This is a genomic window from Aciduliprofundum sp. MAR08-339 (assembly GCF_000327505.1).
In the GTDB taxonomy this organism is placed as follows: domain Archaea; phylum Thermoplasmatota; class Thermoplasmata; order Thermoplasmatales; family Aciduliprofundaceae; genus Aciduliprofundum.
Genome location: NC_019942.1, coordinates 1,360,954 through 1,382,872, shown reverse-complemented (window position 1 = coordinate 1,382,872; position 21,919 = coordinate 1,360,954). Strand labels below are relative to the sequence as shown.

20 protein-coding genes and 1 CRISPR repeat array are annotated in these 21,919 nt (G+C 41.8%); of the genes, 15 read left to right on the top strand and 5 right to left on the bottom strand.

Features of this window, described 5'->3' with window-relative positions; genetic code table 11:
• Positions 1 to 11: 11 nt before the first annotated feature.
• The 8 genes from ACIM339_RS08085 (at position 12) to cas2 (ending at position 7,282) form a co-directional block, all read left to right on the top strand.
• On the top strand, positions 12 to 134 hold the full coding sequence (locus tag ACIM339_RS08085; RefSeq protein ID WP_337954322.1) for a hypothetical protein: 123 nt from the start codon (positions 12 to 14) through the stop codon (positions 132 to 134).
• Positions 131 to 1,495 carry a hypothetical protein gene (locus ACIM339_RS07390; protein WP_015283992.1) on the top strand — a complete coding sequence of 455 codons (1,365 nt, stop codon included), beginning with the start codon at positions 131 to 133 and terminating at the stop codon, positions 1,493 to 1,495. Before ACIM339_RS08085 ends, ACIM339_RS07390 begins: the two co-directional genes overlap by 4 nt.
• Positions 1,492 to 2,379: a type I-B CRISPR-associated protein Cas7/Cst2/DevR gene (gene cas7i, locus ACIM339_RS07385; protein WP_015283991.1), complete on the top strand. Its 888-nt coding sequence runs from the start codon at positions 1,492 to 1,494 to the stop codon at positions 2,377 to 2,379. Before ACIM339_RS07390 ends, cas7i begins: the two co-directional genes overlap by 4 nt.
• Positions 2,361 to 3,029 carry a CRISPR-associated protein Cas5 gene (gene cas5, locus ACIM339_RS07380; RefSeq protein ID WP_015283990.1) on the top strand — a complete coding sequence of 223 codons (669 nt, stop codon included), beginning with the start codon at positions 2,361 to 2,363 and terminating at the stop codon, positions 3,027 to 3,029. Before cas7i ends, cas5 begins: the two co-directional genes overlap by 19 nt.
• Positions 3,026 to 5,227 carry a CRISPR-associated helicase Cas3' gene (gene cas3 / locus ACIM339_RS07375; protein WP_015283989.1) on the top strand — a complete coding sequence of 734 codons (2,202 nt, stop codon included), beginning with the start codon at positions 3,026 to 3,028 and terminating at the stop codon, positions 5,225 to 5,227. The genes cas5 and cas3 overlap by 4 nt, the downstream gene beginning before the upstream one ends.
• A gap of 322 nt (positions 5,228 to 5,549) precedes the next feature.
• A complete protein-coding gene (gene cas4 / locus ACIM339_RS07370) occupies positions 5,550 to 6,056 on the top strand; it encodes a CRISPR-associated protein Cas4 (RefSeq protein ID WP_015283988.1) in 507 nt (168 codons plus the stop codon).
• Positions 6,046 to 7,017, top strand: a complete 972-nt coding sequence (gene cas1b / locus ACIM339_RS07365) for a type I-B CRISPR-associated endonuclease Cas1b (protein WP_015283987.1) — start codon at positions 6,046 to 6,048, stop codon at positions 7,015 to 7,017. Before cas4 ends, cas1b begins: the two co-directional genes overlap by 11 nt.
• Before the next feature lies 1 nt (position 7,018).
• Positions 7,019 to 7,282 carry a CRISPR-associated endonuclease Cas2 gene (gene cas2, locus ACIM339_RS07360; protein WP_015283986.1) on the top strand — a complete coding sequence of 88 codons (264 nt, stop codon included), beginning with the start codon at positions 7,019 to 7,021 and terminating at the stop codon, positions 7,280 to 7,282.
• A gap of 140 nt (positions 7,283 to 7,422) precedes the next feature.
• Positions 7,423 to 8,076: direct repeats of the CRISPR family, unit length 30 nt; unit sequence GTTAGAATCAGACCATGTTGGGATTGAAAG.
• 26 nt (positions 8,077 to 8,102) lie between these two features.
• On the opposite strand, the gene ACIM339_RS07355 is transcribed toward cas2, so the two are convergent.
• Positions 8,103 to 9,020, bottom strand: a complete 918-nt coding sequence (locus tag ACIM339_RS07355; RefSeq protein WP_015283985.1) for a hypothetical protein — start codon at positions 9,018 to 9,020, stop codon at positions 8,103 to 8,105.
• Positions 9,021 to 9,250: 230 nt separating this feature from the next.
• Between ACIM339_RS07355 and ACIM339_RS07950 the strand changes: the two genes are divergently transcribed.
• Positions 9,251 to 9,400: a hypothetical protein gene (locus ACIM339_RS07950; RefSeq protein WP_015283984.1), complete on the top strand. Its 150-nt coding sequence runs from the start codon at positions 9,251 to 9,253 to the stop codon at positions 9,398 to 9,400.
• 30 nt (positions 9,401 to 9,430) lie between these two features.
• Here ACIM339_RS07950 and ACIM339_RS07350 read toward each other — a convergent pair whose 3' ends face one another.
• Positions 9,431 to 12,001: a valine--tRNA ligase gene (locus ACIM339_RS07350; RefSeq protein ID WP_015283983.1), complete on the bottom strand. Its 2,571-nt coding sequence runs from the start codon at positions 11,999 to 12,001 to the stop codon at positions 9,431 to 9,433.
• A gap of 109 nt (positions 12,002 to 12,110) precedes the next feature.
• On the opposite strand from ACIM339_RS07350, the gene ACIM339_RS07345 reads away from it, so the two are divergent.
• From ACIM339_RS07345 to ACIM339_RS07335, 3 genes are read left to right on the top strand one after another with little or no spacing between them, the layout of a single operon-like run.
• Positions 12,111 to 13,523 carry a hypothetical protein gene (locus ACIM339_RS07345; protein ID WP_015283982.1) on the top strand — a complete coding sequence of 471 codons (1,413 nt, stop codon included), beginning with the start codon at positions 12,111 to 12,113 and terminating at the stop codon, positions 13,521 to 13,523.
• A gap of 38 nt (positions 13,524 to 13,561) precedes the next feature.
• The gene (locus tag ACIM339_RS07340) at positions 13,562 to 15,619 is read left to right on the top strand and encodes a minichromosome maintenance protein MCM (protein ID WP_015283981.1); all 2,058 of its coding nucleotides are present in this window, start codon (positions 13,562 to 13,564) and stop codon (positions 15,617 to 15,619) included.
• Positions 15,606 to 15,914: a DUF424 family protein gene (locus ACIM339_RS07335; RefSeq protein WP_048103899.1), complete on the top strand. Its 309-nt coding sequence runs from the start codon at positions 15,606 to 15,608 to the stop codon at positions 15,912 to 15,914. The genes ACIM339_RS07340 and ACIM339_RS07335 overlap by 14 nt, the downstream gene beginning before the upstream one ends.
• Here the strand turns inward: ACIM339_RS07335 and ACIM339_RS07330 are convergent, their stop codons facing one another.
• Positions 15,915 to 16,706 (bottom strand): NAD+ synthase, encoded by a 792-nt coding sequence (locus ACIM339_RS07330; RefSeq protein WP_015283979.1) that lies wholly within the window; start codon positions 16,704 to 16,706, stop codon positions 15,915 to 15,917.
• Between the two features lie 136 nt (positions 16,707 to 16,842).
• Between ACIM339_RS07330 and ACIM339_RS07325 the strand changes: the two genes are divergently transcribed.
• Positions 16,843 to 18,660 (top strand): aldehyde ferredoxin oxidoreductase family protein, encoded by a 1,818-nt coding sequence (locus ACIM339_RS07325; protein WP_015283978.1) that lies wholly within the window; start codon positions 16,843 to 16,845, stop codon positions 18,658 to 18,660.
• A 12-nt stretch (positions 18,661 to 18,672) separates the two neighbouring features.
• Here ACIM339_RS07325 and ACIM339_RS07775 read toward each other — a convergent pair whose 3' ends face one another.
• Both ACIM339_RS07775 and ACIM339_RS07315 read right to left on the bottom strand, forming a co-directional pair.
• On the bottom strand, positions 18,673 to 19,125 hold the full coding sequence (locus ACIM339_RS07775; protein WP_015283977.1) for a DUF6438 domain-containing protein: 453 nt from the start codon (positions 19,123 to 19,125) through the stop codon (positions 18,673 to 18,675).
• A gap of 90 nt (positions 19,126 to 19,215) precedes the next feature.
• Positions 19,216 to 20,415 carry a histidine kinase N-terminal 7TM domain-containing protein gene (locus tag ACIM339_RS07315; protein ID WP_015283976.1) on the bottom strand — a complete coding sequence of 400 codons (1,200 nt, stop codon included), beginning with the start codon at positions 20,413 to 20,415 and terminating at the stop codon, positions 19,216 to 19,218.
• A 110-nt stretch (positions 20,416 to 20,525) separates the two neighbouring features.
• On the opposite strand from ACIM339_RS07315, the gene ACIM339_RS07310 reads away from it, so the two are divergent.
• Together ACIM339_RS07310 and ACIM339_RS07305 are read left to right on the top strand one after the other, a co-directional pair.
• Entirely contained in the window at positions 20,526 to 20,780 is a 255-nt protein-coding gene (locus tag ACIM339_RS07310) for a MoaD/ThiS family protein (protein ID WP_015283975.1), read from the top strand.
• Positions 20,781 to 21,905, top strand: a complete 1,125-nt coding sequence (locus tag ACIM339_RS07305) for a tungsten cofactor oxidoreductase radical SAM maturase (protein WP_015283974.1) — start codon at positions 20,781 to 20,783, stop codon at positions 21,903 to 21,905.
• Positions 21,906 to 21,919 lie beyond the last annotated feature (14 nt).

Here is a 21,919-nt window from a genome sequence, read left to right as displayed (position 1 = left end):
TCAATTCAATCGTGATTGAGAGCAAGGTGCTCGGATCTCCAGCGCATCTCAATTTTTCCCCATCATTGGAGTTCACGAGAAACTGGTTCGTGGATGCTGGGATTTTTGGGTTGGAGGGGGTGGTGAAAAGATGACAGAGAGATCCACCTACGTTGATGAAACGCAAAAGGAAAATCTGCAAGAGGTCAAGGATCTGTTAGAAAAAAGGATTTGGTATGTGGGTTTTGAGTCATCAGGAGGCAAGAAGAGAAAGATTCCGGTGGATTTTGACGGTTTTCTTAATGCTATTTTAGGGGGGGCAATTCCTAATTTGACAACAAAATTTAAAGGTGCTAACACAAAAGACAAGAGTATTGAAGTGATTATAGATTACTTACTCTCTAAGGATATAAGTTCGTCTCACATGCCCACCGTATTAAAAAGAAAGGAAGCTCCTAACTACCACACTACTGATTATTCCTTTATAGACAATTCGAGAAGAAAAGAGATTCTCAAATGGATTTTATCTTTCTATTATTTGGATTTGAGGGATAATAAGAGAAGAAGCATTGTTGCCATTAGGTCTGACGATGATATAATGATAGAGACACTTAGAGATAATTTTGTTGTAAAGGGAGGAAAATATCATTTTGAATTAAGCAAAGGCAAGTTGGCTGCTAATATTGGTGAAAGTGAAAGATCTTATTTTATTCCATACTCTCCATCATCATCATATTTTGCCCTTTTAATCTTGTTCTCTGCTCTGTTTGAGATATTGAGTTTAGAAGGAAAAACTCCAGATATTATGGATTTAGATGTAGAAATCATTCTGCTTAAAAATAGCGGTGGCAACAAATGGAATGTTATTTATCATCCTACAGTAAATATAGGCCGTTTGTATAAGCTATTTTTTGAAAAAGATGAGGATTACGCCAAAGATTTAAATGCAAAGTTTTGGGTTTTTCTAAGCACGCTTAATCCTCCTAGGTTGGCTAATCAGAATGTTAATGAGTCCTATTACTCAGACCTCGCATCTTTCTCATACTCTCTTCTAATAGAAGGTTATCTGAACGTAGAAAAATTATCGGAAATACTAAGTGAAAAGATATCCTTAGAGTTTAGAGCAAAAAGAGAAAATAAAGCTCATCGTTTTGGTCCTGTTTTATTTGTGGATTACGTGCAACATAAAATGTTGGGAGGTGATAGTATGAGGGAAGAATTTGAAAGTTTAAGAAAACAAATGCGTGCTATAGCATTTACAATAGGACAACTATCTAAAAAAGGAGATACGCAAAAAAGCTTGCTGAAAAGAATAATTATGGACATAAAATCCGAAGATTTGCCTCCAGGATTTGTCTCTGCTCTCTTGAACTATTTGCCTAGGCTTGAAAGGGAAGGCATAAGAGTATCGCTACCATCTCAAATAAGTACTCTTCCAATGAGGGAATTCTTAATAATAAAGAACGAATTTATTTCCAATTTGTGGAACCAATACATAGGAGGTGGAAAAGAATGAGAAAAATAACCATAGGCATCCTGAGTAGAGTCTCGGGAAATGTGAACGCAAATGAAGTGGACGGTGACAGAATAAGAATAAAAAAAATGGTGTCAACAAGTGGTGAGGTCTATCCATTTGTCTCAGCAAGGGCGATAAAGAGGGGAATTAGGGAGAAATTATCAGAATATGGGTTTGAGGTGGATCCATTCAGAAGTGGCGAAGGCAACAAATTGGCAGATTCAGGGGATCCGATAAAATATGTAGATAACGATCTATTTGGATATCTTTATATAAAAGGAAATAAGCAGATCCCTCGAGTAGCACCTATTTCTATGTCTCCATTGATAGCTGTGGAACACACACCTATTAAAACCGATTTTGGCGGGAGATTTCCAAAAACGCCAGGTGAAAGTAATCCTACACCATTTGAGATTGAGGTCGCAGATTTCGTAGGGTTATTGAAAGTAGTAATTACTGAGAGAAGCGGAATTTTTATTTCCTCTGAAAAAACAGACAAAGAGAGAAGTTGGAAAGAGTATTACAAGGAAGGTTTATTAGAGCAGATAGAAGAAGATACATTCAAACTACCTGATGACGAAAGAATATACAGAGTAAAGGCATTTTTGAAAATTCTTCTAAAAGAGGGGTGGGCATATCCGAGGAGGACAAATAATTTAGCAATGGCAGAACACAACTCCGTGATAATATATGCAGGATCTAAGTTATATCCCGTTTGGAAACTGATAGATAAAGAGAATTACACTTTCAAAGTCCCAGAGTTCAGCGATGATACCAAAAAACTGTTGAAAGTGTATAATTATCCAGAGGAGGAGATATCTGAAGAAGACATTGAGACATTAGCAACTTGGTTGGTGAGTGGAACATGGAAGAAAGGGGATTAACTGCTATAGTAGAGTTTGATGTAGCCCATTTCCGAGTACATATCACAATGAAGGGGAGAACTACCTATTTACTTCCCTTACCCACAACTATTATTGGCTTTTTCTATTCTATATTGGGAAAATCAAGAGAAGAGTTCATAGAGGAGAGAGAGAACTTTCTTGCAGGTGCAAAAATTTTGGATTTCAAGGGGATATCTAGAGAAAATGCACAACTTCTAAAATTGAAACCAAATAAAGAATCAAAAACTGCCGAGGAAATTATGATTTTATTAAAACCAAAATATAAATTCGCTTTGTGGGGTGAAAGGAAAATTATAGAGAAGATCTATGAACGAATGCTTTCCTATGATTTTCATTTTGTACCTTATGGAGGAATCAGTGATTTTATATTTTGGGACGTTAAGGATCCTGAAATCCACAATAAATATTTATTAGAGCGAGAGGTGGAAAGTTCATATGCACCACTTGAAATACTTTCTTCTCCAGAGTTAGATGCGCATGGTATATTGTATTCTCTCCCATATCTATCCTATGGGGAAATTAAAAAAGTAGTTATGTCATATAAAATTCCATTAAATTTATCAAGAGAGGTGCCTACTTTAGAAGGTGTGCCAATGTATAAACCTCCATTGGAGGTAGTTATCAAATGAATATTAGATTGGATGTGCCAGAGAGAAAGATAAGTCATATATCCAATGATGGTAAACAAAAAGTTCTTTCAAAACACATTCAAGAAATAATGGAGGTATCCTCAGAGATTTTGGGAAAACATTTGGGAGATTGTGAAGAGTGTCAAAGAATAATAAATATTTTAGCTGCAATGCATGATGTTGGTAAATTAAACCCAGAGTGGAATATATATAATAAAAGAAATCCTCCACATTCCATATTGTCAGCATATTTTTATTTGGAGAGTGGAGATTATGATCCTCTTATTTTTTACTTGATATGGAGACATCATGGATCTTTAAAAGCACCTCAATATTCTCCTGGGTGGATAAAAACAAATTTTTTGAGATATCTAAAACATCCGGATATAAATATTAACAAGAGCATGGTTGTAAAGATATATAGATTAGTAAAGGACGATCTTCATAGGAGTACAAGAGATTATTACAAAAATGTTCTATATTCGGATTTATTTGGAATTTTTAAAACAGCCGACATTTTATCAGCCAAATTTCAAGTTGATTTAAAGGTCCTAAAAGAAAATTTAAATTTTGATGAGGCGATTGTAAAAGCGAGATTCAAAGAATATGTTAAGTCTAAGGGGATAAAATTCAATGAATCAAAATGGAAATGTTGGGATAATATGGCAGAAAATTCTAACATTTTACTTTTGGCGCCCACTGGATGGGGTAAAACATTTGCGTCCATAAGAATTGCGCTCGCACACAAACCATCCCATATCATATACATCCTGCCAACAATTACTGCAATAAGAAAAATGAGAGAATCTTTAAAACAGTTGTTTGAGGATATTGACATCGAGGAAAACTACTTCTTTGCAGATACAGAAATGATAAGTAAAGAATCAAATAATATAGATGAAACACTATTTACTGAACTTTTTGTGGCCAAATCTTTTATGGCCCCTATCACCATTACTACCCTAGATCAGATGCTGATGAGCTTTTTAAATGTAGGCAAATACCATTTAAAGAGATATCATTTTAGAAACTCATTTCTAATATTTGACGAGTATCATTTATATCCCCTATCTGGATTGATTCTTTTACTGAAAATTCTTACTAACTTTAACAATAAATTTGGATACAATATGAAATTTATTTTCATGTCTGCTACGGAAGATGTTTTATATACATCTATTATTAAAAAGCATATTTCCAACATAAAAGAATATCGTTTTCTTAGCGAATACAAGAAATTGAAAAGGTATAATTATAAACTTCTTAATGTAGATATTCTTGATGAGAAGATTGTCAAACTAATAGAGGAACACTTTGAAAGACGAAAAATTTTAGTTATTGTAAACTGCGTTAATAAAGCAATAAAAATGTATTTGCGTTTAAGATCATTACCAACCAACGTTATTCTTCTTCATTCACGTTTTACTTATGAGGATCGTAGAAAAAAAGAAAATACTCTGGAATCTCTGAGCAAAAGCGATAAGCCAATGATATTAATTTCTACACAAGTAGCAGAAGTTAGCTTAGATATGTCCTTTGATTATCTGTTTACAGAAATTGCACCTCTCACATCTTTAATTCAGAGATTTGGAAGAGTTAATAGATATGGTGTCTATACTGATAATTTAAATGTATTTCTTGCGACAAATACCGAAGATTCTTGTTCTCCTTATGGGTGGGATCAAAAAGAAATAGAGAAAAAAATTAAACTTTTAAAGGAGTTGTCTAAGATAGGAATAAAAAATGAGTATGACCTTTTAGATCATATTTTAAGAGAACAAATCAATGAAGAAGAGGGACTAATATCACAAATAAATTTATATTTCAAGAAATGGGAAGAAAATACCAGATACATCTACACGGTAGATCTCTGGGATGAAGATATAAATAAAATTCTTAAAATTAGAGATACACATACAACATTAGTTATTCCAAGATGCTTGGAAAAAGTGGCTTTAGATATACTCTCCTCAGACAATAAGATTAAAAACACTTTAATAAAAAATCTTTTGGTTCCCGTTCCACTTAGGTGGATAGGGGAAGAAAGAGATAAAATTCATAACTTAGAGACAACACGCATACCTGTATTTGAAAGTAAAAAATATTTGTATTCTCCAACATTAGGATATTATAACTCTGAAAAAATATCATCGCCCTCAGACGTGGAGACATGTGAAGATTATGTTTTTCTGTATTAACAACTATTTCTATTTATACAACACTAACCTTCACACGGTCAGTAGGATAGATGATTCTCATTTATAGGTTATGACCAGCAGAGCATCGCATCTATTTTTCAAAGAGTTTGAGTGAGGAGGAATTTTTCTATTTTTGTTTAGTTTCCAATTTTAAGGTATCATCTCTAGGAACGACGAAATTCCTCTTTCTGACATATGAACATATGGTCTTATATGATAGGAAATAACAATCAAAAATTTCCCTATTTAAAAGGAAATAACTCCAAAAATCTTAGTAGAAAAGTTTAATCTACCTTTTGGACATAAATACATTGGGAATGCTATGAAAGAGATGCACATCACAGGGGTTAAGGTTGCGTATTATTACATCTGCCATACCAAGCTCTGGTTATTCTCGCATGACATAGGTATGGAGAGGGAGAATGAACTGGTATCCTTGGGCAAGTTGCTGCACGAGAAATCATACAGGGAGCACAGGGAGGTGCAGATTGGAGATATAGCCATAGATTTCATAAGAAGGGGCGAGAAAATAGAGGTGCACGAGATAAAGAAGACAAAGAAGATGGAGAGGGCGCACAGGATGCAGATTCTCTATTATCTTTACTATCTCAAAAAGAGAGGAATCGAAGCCATCGGTGTGATTGATTATCCCAGGGCGAGAAGGAGGGAGCATGTTGAACTTGGCCCGGAGGATGAGGAGGAGATTGAAAGGGCTCTTGAGGATATTAAAAGAATAGTGAGTGGTCCTATGCCCAAACCCAAGAGGAGGGGCATATGCAGGAAATGCGCGTATTATGAATTCTGTTTTGGTGGTGAGAATGAGGAATAGTATATACATCACGAAGCATGGAAAACTCGTCAGGGATGAGAACACCGTGTACTTCATAGAGGCTGGTGGTGAGAAGCATCTATTACCCGTAGAGAAAATTGAAGATATCTATGTGTATGGCAAGGTTACACTCACATCGCAGGTCATATCATATTTCTCCCAAAAGGGAATAGTTGTGCACTTCTTCAACAAGTACGGATTCTATCAGGCATCTCTCTATCCCAGAGAATCCCTGGTTTCTGGTACTGTGCTTGTAAAGCAGGCAGAGCATTATCTTGATATGAAGAAGAGGCTCTACCTTGCAAAGAGGTTTGTGGATGGCTCCGCTGGGAACATCATAAGAAATTTGAAAAGGTGGAAAAGAGACGCGGGAGAGATAGAGAGATTAAGGGAGAGAATTGAAGAGCAGGATAGCATACCTCGGATAATGGAGATTGAGGGTAAGATTAGAGAGAGGTATTACTCCATTATGGACTCTCTTGTTCCTGAGGATTATAAGATGATAAGGAGGGAGAGAATGCCGCCAACAAATAAAATGAACGCTTTAATTAGTTTCGGAAACTCGTTACTTTACTCAACAGTGCTGAGCGAGATTTACAACACTCAGCTGAATCCAACCATATCCTATTTACACGAGCCTTCAGAGAGGAGATTTTCGCTCTCACTTGATATAAGCGAGATATTCAAACCCATAATCGTAGATAGGCTCATAATGAAACTTGTTCGCAAGGGGATGCTTGATGACGATGATTTCAGAAAGGACCTCAACGCCGTTCTTCTCAGCGATAAGGGAAGGAGAAAGTTCCTGAAAGAATACGATGAGAGATTGCATTCCACAATAATGCATCTCGGTCTGGGAAGGAAAATATCCATTAGAAGGTTCATAAGAATTGAGTGCTATAAACTGATAAAGCATTTGATAGGTGCGGAGAGATACAGACCCCTGGTGGCGTGGTGGTAATATGTATGTGATTGTTGTTTATGATATAGCGGTGGAGAGAATTGATGCTGTTCGTAAATATCTCAAAAAATACCTGTTCTGGAAGCAGAACTCGGTGTTTGAGGGAGAATTGACAAGGGCAGAGTTTGAGAGGGTAAAGATGGATGTTAGGGATATGATTGATATATCGCAGGATTATGTAATTTTCTACATTCTGAGAGATGAGAAGCAGTTGAAGAGATTTGAGATGGGGGAGCCGAAGGTTGATGTGGATAATGTAATATGATTTTGCAACGAATCTTTATAAATGAACCCCCTTACCGGGAATCTGTCACAAAATCCAATCTGAGCGTTTTAATATATGAGACAATATAATCCAATTCTACAGAGGAAATTTAAAATATAGCCCATACATTATATTCCTTGGTTAGAATCAGACCATGTTGGGATTGAAAGAATTTCTCCGCATCTGCGGGTATATCTCTCCCCTCAAGTTAGAATCAGACCATGTTGGGATTGAAAGTGGGTAGGATTTCACAGTATTTCAAACTAAAGGTTCACGAAAGTTAGAATCAGACCATGTTGGGATTGAAAGAAATTCGTGAGAGCCCAGGAAATACCGATGAGCACGAGGTTAGAATCAGACCATGTTGGGATTGAAAGGTGTTGCAGAGGAACTGGAAAGGGTGGTTAAGGAAGGTGAGGTTAGAATCAGACCATGTTGGGATTGAAAGAGGGAGGCGGCGTGGATACTGAAAAAGATAGCGGATGAGGTTAGAATCAGACCATGTTGGGATTGAAAGTGCCTTTTATTCCTCTGTCGGGCAATACGATGATTCCTCGGTTAGAATCAGACCATGTTGGGATTGAAAGGTTGTAACACCTGAAATTATCGTGCCAGTCTGCGCAGTAGTTAGAATCAGACCATGTTGGGATTGAAAGATTGTGTAAGAACTCTGAACGTTTGCTGGAGCCTGGATCGTTAGAATCAGACCATGTTGGGATTGAAAGAGCTATCCAGGAAGGAGAAGAGCCTCACCCTGGACGATAGTTAGAATCAGACCATGTTGGGATTGAAAGTTTTTCCTCTAAATTTTAGGGCGGTTTTATAAGTATTTTTTATGCCATTTCTTAACCTCACTTTGAAGTTTTTTAATTTTGAAGTCCTTTATTATTCCTTCTTCTTTTAATTTTAATATTTCTATTTTCAAAGAATCTATTTTGTTCTTAAGGACCTTAATTTCACTATATGCATCCATTTTTTCCTTTTCCAGTTCTTCGCAATGCTTCTTTAAATTTTTAATTAATTCATCCTTCTCTTTAATCTCAGATTGAAGTTTCTTTAAAACTCTCTCTTTCTCTCTTAAGGATCTTTTGTATCTCTCTTCCGTTATTTTCCACCTTGGTTGAAATTTATGTTTGTTCTCTATATTCAATATTTTAATCATTATCCCTTCACCTTTAATTGATTTGATATGCCCTGACTTTTTTAGAATATCAATTATCCCCTCTTTTTCAGTATCTGTGTGGAACAATCCCACCCATTTACCTAACGATTCTGTGTTTTTCAAATGTTTTATAAAGAGTTTCATACTCATCTCATCTTTCTCATTATCTATTATTTCCCATTCTCTAAATTTATCAAGCAAAAACTCCTCTTCAGGTGTAAGATGTGTTATGTTGTAATCATTTCTAATCTTTATAATGTAAACTATATATCGCCATCCTTGCTTGGAAAGAGTATACTTATACTCAAATCCTTTTTTGCCTATATTTCCCTTTTTTGTTCTAACAACTCTTGGAACCTTTTTCCTATTCATCAAACCCATCTGATACAATCTTCTAAGCTCGTTTGATACTAGCTTCTTTGATGGAAGTTCCTCTATATTTTTCCCCGCAAGTATGTTATTCTTCACTAAGCACTCCCAAAACTCTCGAGTTGTTAGCTCAGGTTTGCTCAACCCCACACAAATCGCAAATGTCTCTAGAGCTTTACGATATCCAAACTTGTATTCATTATTCATCAACATATATGATGATGAATTTTTATTTAATCCTTTTTACCCCATCAAGTTGCGTGATTTTTTAACCGATTTACAATCGATTTCTCGAAAACTTCTGATTTGATTATAATTGAGAATTTTTTTACATAATATTGGTAATGTTGCTTATAAAAGTACGTGAAAATTGGTATATACTTTTGTGCTTCTTCATTTCTGTGAGTTAATGGGAAAATAGAAAGGTTGTGATATAGATGAAAATATGCCCAAAGTGCGGAAGCGATAATGTGGAACTGGTGGTTGTTAGGATTGCAGGGAGCGAGTATATGTTCTATCGTTGCAAAGATTGTGGGCACAGCGGATTTGATTTCATAGAAGACGGAAGGGATGATGAGTACTATTGACGGCTGGATTTATGGGAAGTTAGAAATAATTTAAAATAACAGGATAAGAACGTTTCCTACTGAAAGCGAGTGCACTCTCCTTCCCTGATACACCTTCTCCCTCTGCACCTTTACCATATCCTCAGTTATCTTTATCCCTTTGTACTCAGCGGTGCCATTCTCTATTGCACTCCAAAGTTTCTCCGGATCTGAGGATTTTATGAACTCTATTATCTCCTTTGCCCTCTCACGTAGCTTTGGACCTATCACTGCGAAGTTTGGCTGGAGAGAGACGACCCTCTCTTCAACCTTACCCTTTATCTCAGTGGATACCCCGCACTTGAAAGTTCCAGCAATGTCCTCCATGCCCTCATCTATGCCCTCCACCATGATTTCCTCAATTTTTGATTTATTCTCGTTCTTCCACCTGCGAATCTCCGATATGATATCTTTCAATTTCTCTCCCTTCTCAAGGGCAACCTTATCGAAGAACATAGGTTCGGGCCAGGAGGTAAGATGCACACTCTTTTCTCCCTCTCTATCGCGGAACACCTCTTGGTACACTTCCTCCGTTACATGCGGCATTATTGGGGCAAACATCTTCACAATGCCCAGAAGCACATGGTACAGGGTGTACTTTGTTGCATCCTCGCCCATTCTGTGCTTGACCATTTCAACATAGTGATCTGCAAAGATGTTCCACATAAAATTTTCCAGGTCCTTAACGGCGCGGTCGTAGCGATAGTTGTCCATGCTCTCCGTCACATTTTTAACGATTTCGCTGTACTTGCTTATTATCCACCTATCCGCAAGGTGCAATTTCTCAGGCTCTTCAAACCCTTCCCTTATGGCATTCTTCACGAACTTGCCGAGGTTGTAGAGCTTTATGGCCACCTTCCTGCCCCGAATGGTGTCCTTGTAGCGGAACGGGGTATCCTCTCCAGGAGTGCACTTGGCCGCGAAGAAGCGAAGGGCATCTGCACCATATTCCTCTATGATTTCCAGGGGATCGACCACGTTGCCCCAGGATGTGTGCATGGGCCTCCCATCTGGAGCGAGGATGAAACCATCTATCATTATGTCCTCCCATGGCTTCTCTCCAGTCACAGTTTTGCATCTCAAAATGGTGTAGAATGCCCATGTTCGTATTATGTCATGGCTCTGCGGCCTCAAACTCATTGGGTATAATTTTTTGAACTTCTCATCATCCCTCGCCCAGAATGTGTTGTAAAGAGGAGATATGGATGAATCAACCCAGGTATCAAATACATCCTCCGTGCCTTTGAGGGGTGCACCGCATATTGGGCACTTCTCGTATGGAGGCGGGTCAATTGTGGGATCAACATGCCTGTCCATTTTTAAAAGATCTTCAAACTTTGGGACGAAGGCGTGGCCGTTCTCGCATTCCCATATGGGTATGGGCGTTGCAAAGTATCTCTGGCGAGAGACAACCCAGTCCCATTCAAGTGAGTCTATCCACTGATAGAGGCGCTTCTTCATCCAATCTGGATGCCAATCTATTTCATCTGCGGTTTTCTTTATCTCATCTTTCAAATCCTTTATTTTTATGAACCACTGCTCCTTGTTTATGAGCTCTATTGGGGTATGGCATCTCCAGCACACGCCAACATTCTGCTCTATCTCCTCCTGCTTTATTAGCAATCCATCCTTGCGTAGGTCCTCTATTATCGCCTTCCTTGCCTCCTCCACGGGCATACCTGCATATTTTCCCGCCAGTTCGGTCATCTCGCCCCTGTCGTTTATTCCCTCCAAAAACTTCAGGTTGTACTTGTAAATCCACTCCAGATCATCCTTGTCTCCAACGGAGCAGATCATAACCGCGCCTGTGCCGAACTCAGGATCAACCTTTTCATCGGCCACTATTTTTACCCTCTGTCCATAGATGGGCACGATGGCGTGGTTGCCCACCAAATTTTTGTACCTATCATCATCAGGATGCACCGCTATCATCTGGCATGTGCATAGCAGTTCGGGTCTTGTTGTTGCGATTATTGTTTCTCCTCCCTCCTCCACCTTGAAGCGGATGTAGTTGAGTTTTGTCTTCCTTTTCTGATACTCAATTTCAGCATCCGCAATTGCGGTTCCGCATCTGGGGCACCAGTTAACCGGGTGCTTAGCCTTATAAACGAGACCCTTCTCGAACATCTTTATGAAGGATAGTTGGGTGATGCGCCTGTAATATGGAGCATCTGTTTGATAATATATGCTCGGATCCATTGCCTCGCCCAAAATCTTGAACTGTCTAATCATCTCGCCAATATTCGCATTGGCAAACTCCTCGCAGAGTTTTATAAACTCATGCCTGGGGGTTTCACGCATTTTTATACCGTATTTCTTCTCCACATTCACCTCAATGGGCATGCCGTTCACATCAAAGCAGAGGGGATAGAAGACATTGTAGCCGCGCATTCTTTTGTATCTTGCTATGAAATCAATGTGTGCATAATGTGTTGCGTGCCCTATGTGCAGTTTTCCCGATGCATAGCGTGGAGGAACATCTATGCTGAAAATCGGTTTATCGCTATGGGGATCAAATCTGTAAATTTTCTCCCTCTCCCAGAAATCCTGCCAATGCCTCTCTCGTGCTTTGAAATCGTACATAGTTGGGTGAAAAGATGAGGGAATATAAAAATTTGGGCCTTCTGAATTGTTTTTCGTAGGGATTAGTTCCGTGTAAAATTTAATATTCCAGTATGGCAATTGGGAGGGGATGAAGAAACGCAGATACGTGAAGATATCCAGGGAGCCCGAGATTCCAGAGTATCAGTTTAACAACTGGATTCGCTACGTTATTCAGAGCAGTGGCGACATTGAGCAGATTCGTGCCCTGATGTACATGCAGAGGATGCAGCGTGTGTGGACATTGAAGAATGCAAAGGAATGGTTAATTGCAAAGACTGGAACGCACAGCATTCTTGCACGTTTGCGAAACACAGGACTAATGATTGAGGTTGGGGAGGAGGGAGGTTCCAAGCTCTACTCGCTTGTGGCCCTGGAGCGCATAGAGAGATGGATCCAGAGGTATTACGGCCAATCGGGGCACTTTAGCACGGATGAGGCCATGCGTGAGTATGAAGGAATAGTGCTTAACCTGAAAAAGGAGTATGATAGCTTCGTGAAAAGTGTGAAGGAGGAGGACGTAGAAGAGTGGAGCAAGAAGATTTCCTCCGTTGAGGATATATTGAGGTACACAAGGAGCATAATGGGAGAGAAATTGTACATGGACGCCTTTTTGCCCATAATTCAGCAGTACTCCATGGCCCACATTCCCATATACTCATCTGCAAATATGGATAGGAGAATAAATCAAACGGGCTTCTCTCTTGCCTATTTTGGAGAGCCCGGTACGGGTAAGACATTCGCTACTGATGATCTCCTCCGGGGCAAGGAGGAGAAGGGGGTTCCACCCCATGGGATGATTGGAAGGCTGAGATACGCCCAGGGAATGACTCCAAAGATGTTCATTGCCATACTGGAGGCCTATCAGGATTACCCCGTGGACTGGGTTGTGCCCGAGTTCAAAGATTTCTTCACATATCGCGGCATGGTGGAGAAACTCAAACTGATAATGGAACGTAGAGAGGTTCAGGATGAGACAAGAACGGGTGTGATAGGGCCATACAAGGTCACGAGTTTTTTCATAGTCAATTATAACACGCAGGTGAGGGGAGGCATGTGGAAAAGTACCATAGAAGATCCGAATTTCAACGCCATAGAGGATAGAATGCTCTGCAGATTGTTTTTAAACACGTCCGAACGAAGAAGGATGATATGGGAAAATATGAAACGCATCGCAGCGGGAAAGGTGGACTATTATCTTGCTCCCACGCTGAGGAGGCATCTTACATATACGTATCATCTTCTCACAAATGAGGATGTGAGGGTGATTGTAGATGAGGATGATTTTATGAGAATGGGTGATCGGATAGCGGAGGAAATGGAGAAGAAACATCCGCGCATGAGTTTGAGAATAGTGGATAGGGCACTGCAAATAGCAGCCTCCTCATCCCTGGTGAGATATTTAAAAGAACAAGAGAATGAGATATGGATTGATAGGAACAGTATGGAACTGGCAATGCAATTCGCCCTTGAAGAAATAGATTCCCGCGCAAGGAGGCTATGAGAAAGATTTTAAATCTTTGAGTTATATGCCCAAGGTGCATGGAGTATCTGGAGGAAGAGATCAGGTCAATGTGGTACGATTTCTTTTCACACACTGATTACGGCACCCGTTTATCTGAAATAGCAGACGAGTATCCAGATACCCGAAGCCTCTACGTGCAGTTTGAGGATCTTGAAAATTACAATCCAAGCGTGGCCGAAGATTTTCTCAAAAACCCTGATGTTTATTTGAGGGAGGGTGAAAAGGCAATAAGAGAGTATCTTCACGACCCGAATTTGAAGATACATCTGCGCATAAATCAACTCCCCCGCGATAGGAAAAGGGAGATAAGAGAGCTCAGGGCTGTGCATATCGGGCAGTTTCTGAGCATTGAGGGAATAATAAGAAGGGCAAGTGAGGTGCGTCCCAAGTTGAAGGTTGGAGCGTTCAGGTGCAGTGATTGCGGAGGAATAACGGAAGTTGAGCAGGAAGGTGCAAAACTTCAGGAACCCTTTGCCTGCTCCCAGTGTAACAAGACCAAGCCCAAGGTAAAGTTCAAACTTATTATTGAAAAATCCACCTTTGTGGACACTCAGCGTGCTGAGATTCAGGATAATCCTGAGAATCTCAGGGGCAGGGAACAGCCCCAGCGTCTAATGGCTTATCTTGAGGATGATATTGCGGGAGAGATTGTGCCGGGAGACAGGGTCGTGCTAAACGGAATCCTCAGAACAGTTGAAAGGAGACTGGGCAATGTGCGCACCACGGATTTTGATATATACCTGGATGTGGTCAGCATTGATAAGGAGAGCAAGGAACTTGAGAGCATTGAGATAACGGAGGAAGATGAGATTCGCATAAGGGAGGAGGCTAGGAATGGAGATATAATTGAGCGTATGAAGAGGGCCATTGCCCCGACAATTTACGGGATGGACATTGAGAAGGAAGCGTTGCTCCTGCAGATGTTTGGAGGGGTCACAAAGAGGATGAAGGATGGTACGAGGATAAGGGGCGATATTCACATACTTCTGGTTGGAGATCCGGGTACTGCAAAATCCCAGTTGCTACAGTACATGGCCCAACTTGCACCCAGGGGTATATACACATCCGGCAAGGGCTCTTCGGCTGCAGGTTTGACCGCCACTGCTGTTCGTGACGAGACCGGAAGGTGGACCCTGGAGGCTGGAGCCCTGGTACTTGCGGATCTTGGTCTGGCGGCCATTGATGAGATTGATAAGATGAACCCGACAGATAGGGACAGCATATATCAGGCCATGGAGCAGCAGATAATAGCAGTGACAAAGGCGGGTATATATGCCACGCTTATGGCGAGATGCTCTATTCTTGGTGCTGCAAATCCCAAGTACGGAAGGTTTGATATTTCCAAGCCCATTGTGGAGCAGATTGATTTGCCCACGCCCCTTCTCTCAAGATTTGATGTTATTTTCAAGATAATAGATAAGCCCAATGCCGAGAGGGACCGTGCTTTGGCTAATCACATACTTGAGGCGCATCTGGCGGGGGAGATGCTTGAACTTGAAGAGGAGGATAACATTGTGGTGAAGCAATTTGATGTGGGTATGAGTCCGGATTTCATAAGGAAATACGTTGCCTATGCGAAGAGAAATGTTGTGCCCAAGATGAGCGATGAGGCAAAGAAATTGATTCTTGACAAGTACGTTAACACGAGGAAGCAGTTTGAAGAGACCCGCGCGGTACCTATCACCCCTAGGCAGCTGGAGGCGATGATTCGCCTTGCGGAGGCATCTGCCCGCGCTAGATTGAGTGACATAGTCACAAGGGAAGATGCGGAGAGGGCCATAAAGATTATTGATTACTTCCTGAAGGAGGCCTCCTCTGAGGAGGGAATAATCGATGCTGATCTTCTCTACAGCGGCATAAGTTCACGTCAGAGAAGCGTGATGGAGAGGATGGAAGACATAATAAGGGCCCTGGCCCGGGATAATAACGGTATGGCGGAGGAGAAGGCCATAATAGCTCAGGCTGTTGCCGATGGAATAGAGGAATCAAGGGCCAGGAACATACTCAGGAAGATGCATCAGCAGGGCATAATAGTTCAGCAGAGGGAAGGTGTTTACAGATATGTCTCTCCATAACATCGCAATGAGGGTGTACAGGGTTCGGGGAGAAACCGTTGTAGCCGCCTGCGATCGCGATATTCTGGGTATGAAATTTGAAGAGGGAGATCTTGTGCTTGACGTTAAAAAAAGCTTTTATTACGAGGCCTACGTTACCGAGCAGACCTTTCTTAACAGTATGAAGGTAGCCACAATAGCGAATCTTGTTGGAGAGCGAGTAATCTCCCTTGCCATACGGGAGGGATACATTGACGAGGAAAATGTGATAAGGATAAAGGGAGTGCCCCACGCACAGATGGCTCTTCTGTTTTGATCACTCTCTCCAATCCGTGTTAACGGTCCTTGCTCCTATCTTTGGTATGTAAAGCATCACCCTCTTGTGCCTGCTTCTATTGTGCATCTCATACACTTTATCCACAAGGGTATCCGAAATTCCCAACTCTTCCACGATTTTCTCCCTTGGCAATCCGAGTTCTATTCCGTAGAGAATCTTATCAAGTATTTCGTATTTAATACCCATCTCCACCTCATCGCTCTGCCCGGGAAGGAGCCCAGCGCGTGGAACCTTGTTTATTATCCCTTCGGGAATGCCTATCCTCTTTGCCAGAATTCTAACCTGTGTCTTGTAAAGGTCCCCAATAGGTGCAAAATCGCTGGCACCGTCCCCATATTTTGTGAAGTATCCCACAAGCAACTCACTCTTGTTACTTGTGCCCGCAACGAGCCTGCGCTCCTCGTTGGCAATTGCGTAGAGAATGGCCATTCTCACTCTTGCCTTCAGGTTTGCAATGCTCATATCTCCCTTTAGGCCCAATTTTCCCGCTATGGCATGCACGAATTCTCCTATGGGTATAACCTCGTATTCAATCTCAAGAGTTTTTGCAAGTGTCTCCGCATCCCTTGAATCCTCTGAGGGCGTGGCATCTTCGGGCATGTGTATGCCCTTAACTCTATCCTTTCCAAGCGCCATGACGCAGAGTTTTGCCACCACAGAAGAGTCGAGTCCACCACTCAGTCCAATAACGACCCTTCTGTCCTGCACAAACTCTTTTATGAACCTTATTATAGTTTCCTGCGCGTAAGAGGGAAGCTCTATTTCAAGCATATGCTCAGTATTTCCTGCATTCCTATAAATCTTTTGAATATTCTTCCACCTGTGAAATTCGTTATGTTTTATCAAGCATGTGGAAAATTAAATTAATGTCTTCTGCCATGGTATGGCTTGTCAAAGAGGTGATTTGATGTATGGATATTGGGGTAAGATACTTAGAGTGAACCTTAGCACGGGAGAGATAAAAACGGAGAGTTTTAATGAGGAATTTGTTAAAAAATGGCTCGGCACGAGGGGTTTCGGCATACACTATCTTCTAAAGGAGATGGATCCCAAAGCGGACCCTCTGGGCGAGGAAAACAAGCTTATTTTCTCCACAGGAGCGCTCACGGGCACAACTGCACCCACCGGCGGAAGGTACATGGTTATAACGAAGAGTCCTCTTACCGGCTTCATTGCAATGGCCAACTCTGGAGGATTTTTTGGCGCGGAACTTAAGATGTCTGGATGGGATATGTTGATCATTGAAGGAAAGAGCGACAAGCCCGTTTATCTGCGCATTGAGGATGAGAAGGTTGAGATAAGGGATGCCTCGCATGTATGGGGAAAGAGGGTGAGTGAGACGGAGAAGATTCTAACGGAGGAGTTTGGAGACAAGCATGTCCAGATTGCGTCCATAGGTCCTGCGGGGGAGAATCTTGTTAAGTTCTCTGCAATAATGAACAATGGCCACAGGGCAGCTGCAAGGGGAGGAGTGGGTGCAGTTATGGGCTCAAAGAAACTCAAGGCCATCGTGGTACGGGGGCATAAGCGTGTTGAGGTGATTGACAGAAGCAAGTTCATAAGTGTGGTGCGTGAGAAGACGGAGATACTCAAAAAGGACCCGGTCGCTGGACAGGGTTTGCCATCCTACGGCACCGCAGTACTGGTGAACATAATCAATCAGAATGGCCTGTATCCAACACGCAATTTCCGTTACGGGCAGTTTGAATATGCGGAGGAGCAGAGCGGAGAGGCCATGGCAAAGAAGTACCTGAAGAGAAACAAGCCATGCTACGCCTGCCCCATAGGGTGTGGCCGTGTTAACGATATGGATACAGTAGGTGAAACTGAGGGACCTGAGTATGAGAGCACATGGGCCCTCGGTGCCAATCTCGGCATAAATGATCTGGCCAGCATAATTGAAGCAAACCACATGTGCGATGAGTATGGGCTTGACACAATATCCACAGGAGGCACGCTGGCAACGGCCATGGAACTCTACGACCAGGGATATTTGAAACAGGAGGATCTTGGAGATGCCCCTCCATTCAGATGGGGAAACACCGAGGTTCTGCATTACTACATACCAAAAATTGCGAGACGTGAAGGGTTTGGTGCCATACTCGCAGAAGGTGGTTACAGACTCGCTGAGAAGTACGGATGTGTTGATTGCTTCATGGGAGTGAAGAAGCAGGAGCTTCCTGCGTATGATCCCAGGGGGGCAGAGGGTCATGGACTTGGATACGCGACGGACAATCGCGGTGGAGACCATATAAAGGCGTACCTCATCTCACCTGAGATCCTCGGTTATCCGTTCAAGATGGACCCGCACGATATCAGCGATGAGAAGGTGAAGATGCTCATTCTATTCCAGGATCTAACCGCAGTCATAGACGCTGCAGGAATGTGTGTGTTCACCACCTTCGGAATGGGTGGTGATGATTACAGAGACCTGCTCAACGCTGCCTTCGGTTATAACCTCAGCACGGAAGATTGGCTTAAGATCGGAGAGAGAATATGGAACGCAGAGCGTCTTTTCAACTTGAAGGCTGGGCTCAATCCACTGGAGGATGATACCTTGCCTAAGCGGCTCACTGAGGAGCCTATGCCAGAGGGTCCAAACAAGGGCCATGTTGTCCGCTTGAAGGAGATGCTTCCAAGGTACTATGCCCTTAGGGGTTGGAACGAAGATGGCACGATATCTGAGGATAAGATAAAGGAACTTGGGCTGGAGGAGTACCTCTAATTCCTCTATTTTTCAAATTTTTACTAGGGAGTCTGAATTGGCAAGTACATCTATTATGTCCGCAACTATTTCAAGCGTTATGAGTTTCCTGTTTCTTGGGGATCTGCACCCCATCCCGTAATTGTACCTGACGATCCACATCTCTCCGGATACTGATGCAGTTATGGTGGATGAGGGCATATCGGTTACTTCTACTCTACACACCCTTTCTATTTCACTCCATTCCTCAGCTATACTGAAGAAACCTACACGGCTAAGAATTTTCAGAAGTGAAATGACCCTGTCCCGTGGTATGTGATACTCTCTCTTGCCCTTAATCTTCACATACATTTTTCCCTCGTACTCAACAACTCCATCGCCGTGTATGGTTAACCTATACACGGGGCATGTCCCAAAACACATTCCTCTTTCCAGGGTTATTGTAGCCCCTTCAATTTCATCCTCTGTCAATTCTTCGATGTTCATACATTCCCTTTTCAGGCATCCTATAAAATAATTCTTCCGAAGATTTATGCCGAATCTTGTCTCTTTGAAATGCAAAAATAAAATGAAGAATTATTTAACGATGAGGAATACTCCTCCGTACTCTTTGTTTATCTCCTTGATTTTTTCCAGCACGCTCTTTTTCGTATCTTCCTTCATCCATGGGAGACTAAGATCCAGAAGTATGATGGGCTTGTACACGTGCTCAAGGAGTGATGTTATGGTGAAATACAGCATTTCCTGCTGCTCCGGGTTTTCAGGATTCAATTTGTTCTTACCCGTGCTCTGGGAGAGCTCAAACACCGTGGTCTGCACCAGTTTGTATTTTTTCTTGAACTCTTCTGCATTCTCTCCTATGAAGCCGGTTCCGGGGTTTCCGGACCTCGCCAGCCTTGCAAACTTGTGGTACGCCTCTTCTTTTGACATCTCGTACACTCCTGAATCTGGAAGTTCCTCCTCCAGTTCAACGATCTCGGTGCTTGGAGCCACGAGGAACAGCCTGTACCTGACTATGGTGTACATAACGAATATGCCGAATATGGTGAATCCCAGGGTGGTCATTGGATATGAGTTGTTCTTCTTCTCAATAACCATTGGAATCAGTGCAGTCACGGTGAGAAGCACAAATGTGATCACAAATCCAGTTATGGTTATGAGAATCTGCTTTTTGATTATGTCCATTCTCACGCTCCTGAGCTTTATTAGCAGTATGATTATCATTATTATGGCGGATACGAAGAGCCATATGCTGTACAGGGAGTGCAGTGGTCCGGATTCGAGACCCCATATCCACTCACCCATGGCCTTGTATGGGTACATATAAGCCACTGTTGGATGTCCTATGAACTGATTTAAAATATTGGCGATCATTCCTGCAAAGGAAAAGCCGTAGACTGTGTACAGCACTGCCTTACGGGTTTTGCGTTCCATTTTGAGCTTGAACGGATAGTCCAACGCGAAGTGGATAATTCCCGCTGAGACTAGAAATATTCCAAAACACAGTATCACGGCGCCCATATAAGCGAGATTCCCATCGTACGGGCCGGGACTCAATGAAATGCTTCCCAGATAGTGAAACGCTGGATTAGCGGGAGGAGGCCCGGCTATTCTCTCTATCAATTCTCCGATACTCCAAATCAGCATTGAAAAGAACATCACGAAGGCTGCAAGATTACCTGGTTTCCTTATGTTGGAGACGATAACCATGTACACCAGTATAGCCGCTATAACCGTAGCCGCTAAAGAGGGCCAGAATGCATAGGGTATCCACAACTACATCACCTCTGTAAATTAAAAGTCAAACACATATATATTTTTTGTTATTTTTGTTTTTCCCATTTGTGTCCAATAAGAGTTAAATTGGAGTATGCTTATTCAACACCATGATTCGTGTGAGGTACTTTGCCACTCTTCGTGACATAACTGGGAGGAGGGAGGAATTTTTTGAAGACGTGCCAACCATTCGGACGCTTTTAACACTACTTTACAAAAAATATGGTGATACATTCAGGCGAGAAATAGAGTCCCGCAATATGATTTTAGTGAATGGAAAAAACATTCTTGATATGAACGGTTATGAAACTGAGATAAGTGATGGGGATGAGATTTCAATCTTTCCTCCAGTAGGTGGTGGCTGAATGGATGGGCACATATTTCACCTGGACAGCGCTGAAATTCACATTCCTCGGGAACTTGACATGCGCTATCTATATCTTGAAATAACAAATCGTTGTAATCTTCATTGCGAGATGTGTTTCAAGCAGTATTGGAGCGATGAGGAGGGGGACATGCCCTACGAACTCTTTTTGAAGATCCTTGATGACGCTGCCATGTTTGAAGATCTAAAACTTGTTTATTTTGGGGGCATAGGCGAGCCAACGGTGCATCCGAGATTTATGGACATGGTCAGGGAGGTGAAAGGCAGGGGATATGCCCTCGGTTTATCCACAAATGGTTTTTTGCTAAATGAAAGGATAATGAGAGATCTGGTAAATCTGCCGGTGGATTTGATTTACCTATCCTTGGATTCCCTTCCTGTTCAACCCTCCGAAATAGGCCATATAGTTCCAAATGTCACTTTGGAGAGAATAAAGAAATTTGCAGAATTAAAAAAGGAGAGAAGATCTGAGTTGCCCCATATAGGCGTGGAGGTTGTGTTGACCAAGGAGAATTATAAAGAGATAGGAAAGATAGCCAAACTCCTTGCCGAGTACAATATAGATGCCTTGCTCTTCTCAAATCTCATACCCGTAAATGAGGAGCATGCCTCCATGATTTTATACGATGGAAGTGTGGATTTGGAACCCTACCTCAAAGAGCTTCTCAGGAACTCTTACAGCGGGTTTTATCTGCATTTGCCAGAGTTTCAACTTCGCACGGAGCGTCACTGCGACTTTGTGGAGAAAAAGGTGGCTGTGGTGAGATGGGACGGAGAGGTTGTTCCCTGTTACAGGTTTCTTCACACGTACCCTGAATACGTTTTTGGAAGAAGGAAAATGGTTTATGCGCACTCGTTTGGAAATGTTGGAAAAAAATCTCTATCTGATATATGGACCAGTAAGGATTACTCCTGGTTTCGTTTCATAGTCAAAAATGCCATATATCCATCCTGTACCGACTGTCCTCTTGTAGATGCATGCTCATATGTGCAGGACTCACGTGTTGATTGCTGGGGTAATCAGCCAAGTTGTGGCGATTGCCTGTGGGCCCGCAGAATCACACTCTGCCCGATCCCAATGGAATCTCTTGGTAAGTTCTGGTAATTTACCAATTTTGA